This window comes from Streptomyces sp. NPDC045022 (assembly GCF_056432605.1).
This window is the reverse complement of the sequence record NZ_JBWKIR010000068.1, coordinates 1-5620: the sequence shown is the minus strand read 5'-3', so window position 1 is coordinate 5620 and position 5620 is coordinate 1. Positions and strand designations below refer to the sequence as shown.

At 69.6% G+C, this 5620-nt stretch carries 8 protein-coding genes and 1 pseudogene; 5 read left to right on the top strand and 4 right to left on the bottom strand.

Translation table 11 applies throughout. From position 1 onward, the window contains the following. A partial coding sequence (locus AC07C1_RS41060) for a hypothetical protein (protein WP_478947215.1) occupies nucleotides 1-254 on the bottom strand: 254 nt, incomplete at its 3' end. After that, the gene (locus tag AC07C1_RS41055) at nucleotides 251-400 is read right to left on the bottom strand and encodes a hypothetical protein (protein WP_478947214.1); all 150 of its coding nucleotides are present in this window, start codon (nucleotides 398-400) and stop codon (nucleotides 251-253) included. The genes AC07C1_RS41055 and AC07C1_RS41060, both read right to left, overlap by 4 nt. A 22-nt stretch (nucleotides 401-422) precedes the next feature. Here AC07C1_RS41055 and AC07C1_RS41050 point away from each other — a divergent pair, with 22 nt between their 5' ends. The 3 genes from AC07C1_RS41050 to AC07C1_RS41040 all read left to right on the top strand — a co-directional run bounded on the left by AC07C1_RS41050 (nucleotide 423) and on the right by AC07C1_RS41040 (nucleotide 2881). Beyond that, a complete protein-coding gene (locus tag AC07C1_RS41050; RefSeq protein ID WP_478947213.1) occupies nucleotides 423-1238 on the top strand; it encodes a transposase in 816 nt (271 codons plus the stop codon). Nucleotides 1239-1302: 64 nt separating this feature from the next. Then, nucleotides 1303-2505 carry an IS110 family RNA-guided transposase gene (locus AC07C1_RS41045; RefSeq protein WP_478947212.1) on the top strand — a complete coding sequence of 401 codons (1203 nt, stop codon included), beginning with the start codon at nucleotides 1303-1305 and terminating at the stop codon, nucleotides 2503-2505. Nucleotides 2506-2647: 142 nt separating this feature from the next. Continuing rightward, on the top strand, nucleotides 2648-2881 hold the full coding sequence (locus AC07C1_RS41040; protein WP_478947211.1) for a hypothetical protein: 234 nt from the start codon (nucleotides 2648-2650) through the stop codon (nucleotides 2879-2881). A 56-nt stretch (nucleotides 2882-2937) separates the two neighbouring features. Here the strand turns inward: AC07C1_RS41040 and AC07C1_RS41035 are convergent, their stop codons facing one another. Continuing rightward, the gene (locus AC07C1_RS41035) at nucleotides 2938-3666 is read right to left on the bottom strand and encodes a DUF6585 family protein (RefSeq protein ID WP_478947210.1); all 729 of its coding nucleotides are present in this window, start codon (nucleotides 3664-3666) and stop codon (nucleotides 2938-2940) included. Between the two features lie 283 nt (nucleotides 3667-3949). On the opposite strand from AC07C1_RS41035, the pseudogene AC07C1_RS41030 reads away from it, so the two are divergent. Both AC07C1_RS41030 and AC07C1_RS41025 read left to right on the top strand, forming a co-directional pair. After that, nucleotides 3950-4465: pseudogene (locus AC07C1_RS41030) on the top strand (DUF6233 domain-containing protein). Between the two features lie 224 nt (nucleotides 4466-4689). Further along, nucleotides 4690-5178, top strand: a complete 489-nt coding sequence (locus AC07C1_RS41025; RefSeq protein ID WP_478947209.1) for an SMI1/KNR4 family protein — start codon at nucleotides 4690-4692, stop codon at nucleotides 5176-5178. A 60-nt stretch (nucleotides 5179-5238) separates the two neighbouring features. On the opposite strand, the gene AC07C1_RS41020 is transcribed toward AC07C1_RS41025, so the two are convergent. After that, nucleotides 5239-5523, bottom strand: a complete 285-nt coding sequence (locus AC07C1_RS41020; RefSeq protein ID WP_478947208.1) for a hypothetical protein — start codon at nucleotides 5521-5523, stop codon at nucleotides 5239-5241. Nucleotides 5524-5620: the final 97 nt, after the last annotated feature.

Here is a 5620-nt window from a genome sequence, read left to right as displayed (position 1 = left end):
ATGACCGCAGCGTCGACGGGGCCGAGGAGCTTGGCGCCGTCGAACCGGCCGGTCCGCAGCTGGACGATGTTGACCGCGACGGCGGTGCACGGGACCGGGGTGTCGATCACCACCGACATGGCCGTGTCCGGGAACCGGCCGCTCTCGTGGAGCACGATCACCAGGACGGCGCCGTAGGACTCTTCCAGGCCGGTCAGGCTGATGATCAGGACGTTGCGGCCGTCGGGCAGCGTCCAGACCTCACCGCGCTTCACAGGGTGTCGCCCTCGCCCGCCAGGTCGTCGCCGAGGCCGAGCGCGGCGAGCTGCTGCGCGGCGTCGAGGGTCGCGGCCCGGCGCGCGGCGCGCAACGGCCTGTGGGCCGACGAGGACTTCGAGGAGTGGTACCCGCGGGACGGCAAGCCGGGCCTGTCGCCAGCCCAGTTGGCGACTGTGTCGGTTTTGCAGTTCCTGCTGGAGCTGTCCGACCGACAGGCCGCCGAGTCCGTGCGCAACCGCATCGACTTCAAGTACGCCCTTGGCATGGAGCTGGAAGACCCCGGCTTCCATCACAGCCTCCTTGCCGACTTCCGAGAGCGCCTGGCCGAGGAGCGCCGGGCCGACAAGCTGCTCAGCCTCGCGCTGGAGAAGATCAGGGCCGTCGGCCTGGTCTGGGAACGTGGCCGGCAGCGCACCGACTCCACCCACGTCCTGGCCGCGGTGCGGGACCTGACCCGCCTGGAGCTCGTCACCGAGGCCATGCGCGCAGCCCTCGAAGAACTCGCCCGCCGGGCGCCGCACGAGCTGGTCGGCCTGGTGACCGAGGACTGGGGCAAGCGCTACGGCGGCGCCGCCCGGCTCGGCAAGAACCCCTCCAAACCCAAGACCCGGATCAAGGACACCGGCGAGGACGTCCGCCTGCTCCTGCGCTACGTCCACCACTACCTGCCCGCCCTCCACGACGGCGAGCAGGTCCAGGCCCTGCGCCAGATCTTCGTGCAGAACTACTGCACCGACGCCCAGGACCGCCCGAAGTGGCGGGAAGCGGAAGATGCCGGCCTGCCCCGTTATCTTCTTCGCGGTCCTGCAAGAGGGCCGCTGGCCTCCGGGCCCGGCATGACTGTTGCCCCCTGTCGAACGGATGACCTGGGGGGTGGTGTCACCGGGCTCGAGGGTGCCGTCGGAGACGCTGATCAGAGGCCCGACCGCCGCCCGGCCGGGCGCAATGCCCGGCCAAATGCGGGCGGCAGGTCTGCATAATGTGGATGCGCGCGAACGGACCCACCGCCGGGGCCGGCACCGGATCGAACGATGTGGGAGCACGGTGATCGAGATCGACGGGGTGGGCGTCTTCCTTGGCCTGGACGTCGGCAAGAGCACACATCACGGCCACGGGCTGACCCCGGCCGGGAAGAAGGTGTTCGACAAGCAGCTGCCCAACAGCGAGCCCAAGCTGCGGTCCGTCCTCGACAAACTCCGCGACACGTCCGGCCAGGTCCTGGTGGTCGTGGACCAGCCCACATCCATCGGCGCCCTGCCCCTCACGGTCGCGCGGGACGCCGGCTGCAAGGTCGCCTACCTGCCCGAACTCGCGATGCGGCGGATCGCCGACCTCTACCCCGGCGAGGCCAAGACCGACGCCCGCGACGCGGCCGTCACCGCGGACGCCGCCCGCACCATGCCCCACACCCTGCGCTCGCTGGAACTCACCGACGAGATCACCGCCGAGCTGACCGTGCTCGTCGGCTTCGACCAGGACCTCGCCGCCGAGGCCACCCGCACGTCCAACCGCATCCGCAGCCTGCTCACCCAGTTCCACCCCAGCCTCGAACGCGTCCTGGGGCCCCGCCTGGACCACCCCGCCATCTCCTGGCTCCTGGAGCGCTACGGCTCCCCGGCCGCTCTACGCAAGGCCGGCCGCCGCAGGCTCGTCGAGGTCATCCGCCCCAGGGCCCCGCGCATGGCCGAACGGCTGGTCGACGACATCTTCGACGCCCTCGACGAGCAGACAGTCGTGGTCCCCGGGACCGGCACCCTCGATGTGATCGTGCCCTCGTTGGCCAAGTCGCCGGCCGCCGTCCACGAACAACGCCGGGCTCTCGAGGCCCAGATCGCAGCCCTGCTGGAGGCCCACCCTCTTTCCAAGGTCCTGACCTCGATGCCCGGCGTCGGCGTCAGGACCACCGCAGTCCTCCTGCTCACCGTCGGCGACGGCGGCTCCTTCCCGTCCGCCGCCCACCTGGCCTCCTACGCCGGCCTCGCACCCACGACCAGGCAGTCGGGCACCTCGATCCACGGCGAACACGCCCCCAGAGGCGGCAACCGGCAGCTCAAACACGCAATGTTCCTCTCCGCGTTCGCCGCCCTCCACGATCCCGCCTCCCGCACCTACTACGACCGATGCCGAGCCCGGGGCAAAACCCACACCCAGGCCCTCCTCCGCCTCGCCCGCCACCGCATCAGCGTCCTGTTCGCCATGCTCCGCGACGGAACCTTCTACGAACCCAGAACCCCACAACCTGCTTGACGAAAGACATAGAGGCACCCCCTCGGCCGTCGCCCTCGTCTCTCCCTACGACCTGACCGCCCGCTACGCGCGCCGGGGGCAGACCCGCTGGAAGGGCTTCCTGGCGCACCTCACCGAGACCTGCGACCCGGACACGCCGAGCGTGATCACCGACGTCACCACCACCAAGGCCGCCGTCCACGACACCAAGGCCCTTCCCGGCATCCTCGCCAACCTCCACCATCGAGACCTCCTGTCGAAGGAGCACTTCGTCGACGGCGGCTACCTCTCCGTCGCACTCAAGAAGCAAGTCGGCCGCGAGCACGGCGTCGGCCTGGTCGGACCGATCCCGACAGCGTCCCATGGTCCGCCGCGCAGCGGTTGCGCACGGTGCTGATCGAGAACCAGCCGGCCACCGAGGTCATCGCCAAGTACGGCCTGCCCGACGCCACTTCACAGCTGGTACGGGTCGGTGAGGCCGGTCACCAGGACACCGGAACGCCGGGAGATCAGTCCGGCGAGCTCACGTACGCCGCTGTACGTGGTGTTGAACCTCCACACGGCTTCGCGGCCGGTCACCCGCGCCGTGAACGCCACCTCGTAGGCGAAGGCGCTGCCCGCCGGAAGCGAGCCAATGGCGAACTGCGTCTTCTGGCCCTCGATCGACCGGATTTCCGACCACGCCACGACGACCACGCGCCTGCCGGCGGCGTCGACGAAACCCTCCGAGAACAGGCAGAGCCCACCACGCATGCGCTGAAACCAGACATAACCCCATGTGATGATGATCAGCAGGCCGACCACCACAACGCCGCGGCCCCAGACGTTCTCCGGCCCGTTGACCAGGAAGTTCATGACGACGACGAGGATCACCAGGCAGGCCAGCGCCCCGCCGAGGCCGGGGCGGCGGCGCACCCGCTGCTCGAACTCGCCGAGGTTCTCGCGGGCGGCGCAGGCCAGCACGCGGGGCGCTGGCGTGTCGGTTGGCTTGCTCATCCCGGCCATCGGGCCAGAGTAGCGAGCCAACCATGCACGCAGGAACAGCAGGACGGGCTCGACCGGCAGACCACCATCGTCCATGACCACGAACGACACGACCGCGTCCGGAACGCGGGCGACCTGTCCCCAATGCGGCAATCGGATCGCGTCGACCTCGCGCTCGGCTCCGACATCCAATGCCATGCAGCCTCCTCAAGCTCGGCGCCAGGTCGCTGCCGTGCAGGGTGAGCACCGCGACCCACTGATCGAGCCAGGGCGCATCGAGTTCCGTAGTGATGAGCTGGAAGCCCTCCTGCAGAACGGACTGCATGAAGATGCTGCGCAACTCGCCGCCCTTGGTGCCGGAGTCGGTGAAGACCTGCGTGGCCAGCTCGGCGAGCAGCAGCGGCTCGCCGTTGGCGTGGTTGACGCCGGGCTTCATCACCATGTCGGCCCCACCCTGGGCGGTGGTGTCTACGGTGGAGGCATGTCGACGTCTCCTCCGCCCGCACCGGGCCCGGTCCCGGTGCGGGTCCTGCTGCCCGGGGGCCAGGAGGTCGTCGCGCGGCTGTGGGCGCGCCGTCAACTGCCCGACGGCTGGCGCTACGACGTGGGTATCCCGGCCTACCGCAACGGCTCTCGGGACAGCGTGGAGGAGGCCGAGGACCGGGTCTGGGCGCGGGCGCCGGAACACGTACAGCCCGTGGAGGGCGTCTCGTACGACCAGGTACCCACCGAGTACCTGCCGAAGCCGTCCGTCGTGGACCAGGTCCTCGGGCCGCGCCGCCCGTCGGGCTGGGTCCTGGCGAAGGCCGGCGGCCGTGGCCCCGGCCGCGGCAGTGTCGTGCACGCCGTCGCCTGCGAAGAGGCCCCGGCCGGGGCGTCGGTGCTGACGCTGGAGCGGGCCCTGGGCGTGGCGTAGCAGCCGGGCGTCCGGCTGTGCTCGCTGTGCGGCTCTGCCGCTGAGCTGGACCCCGTCCTCAAGGGCTTCGGCGAGCAGTAAGTCGCCGTGGCGTCCTGCCCGTCCCTGCGCGCTTACGTCAGCGGCGGGTGACGGCGTAGCCCGCGTCGTTGACGGCTCGGGTCCACACGTCGCGGTCGAACCACTTGCTGATGTTCGGCTGCATCTCGGTGATGGTGCGCATCCGGGCCAGCCAGTCGTGCCCGGCCGGGCCGCGGCTGCCATCACACCCGGCGCAGCCGTCCTCGCCGTGGATGGAAGCCGCATTGGGGCTCGTTGTGCCGGTCGAGCTGCGGACGCTGTGGGGGCTCGTCTCGGGCGGGAATGTGGATGGCAGTGGACCGTGGCAGGGGAACGCCGCGCTGCTCGGCCTGGACGAGGTGGTGAACCACTACCTGTCGCAGATGGAGGCGCAAGCGGAGTTCGACGCGGGGTACGAGGTGCCGGGGGTGCCCGGTGAGGGCGACGTGATCGTGTGGCAGCCGGGGTGGATTCCGGTGTTCTCGTCCAGCGCGTACGACACGCTGTATGGCACATATCTCGATGTCGGGACGGGACTGCTGTGGCGGTGGACGCGCGAGACGTACGTCCCGCCCGGTCCCGACGACCCACAGGACTCGCTGGTGACGTACCTGGAGGGGCTGGCGGATGCTCTGGAGTATCCCGCCCTCGCCCAGGACAGGCCCGGTCTGCTGGATGGCGCTGTCGTGTGGAAGTCCGGTGCGTACGGGGACGAGGACTGGCGTCCGGTGTGACAGCGAAGAGCGGGAGAACGCCGGCTGTGCGTCCTCCTGCCGCTTCATGCTTGGGTGGCGTTATCCGATCTTTTCCCAGTCACACGTGACGACATCCTTTTTGCAGTGGTCGAAACCAGGAGTGTCGACAAAGAAGCCGTCGTTGTCGAGCATGCGCCAGTCAGGAACGGGATAGCCCCGGAGAGCCCCGCTGTTCTGGTCCGCCGGAAGATTGGCTCGGCCGAATTTTTCGTGAGTGGACAGTCCGCCTGGCTGCTGCCCGACATCTGCCAGCATTCCGAAAGCGGTGTTGCCGCCGGACACGGCGTCGGTGTAGAGCTGGGCGCACTGCGACCCGTCCGTCACCTTGAGCTCTTTCCAACCTCACGCTGATGCGTGGTGAAGGACGAGCACGGCCTTCACCACGTTGGTGATTCGGTTGGTGCTGCAGCGGAGCTTCCGC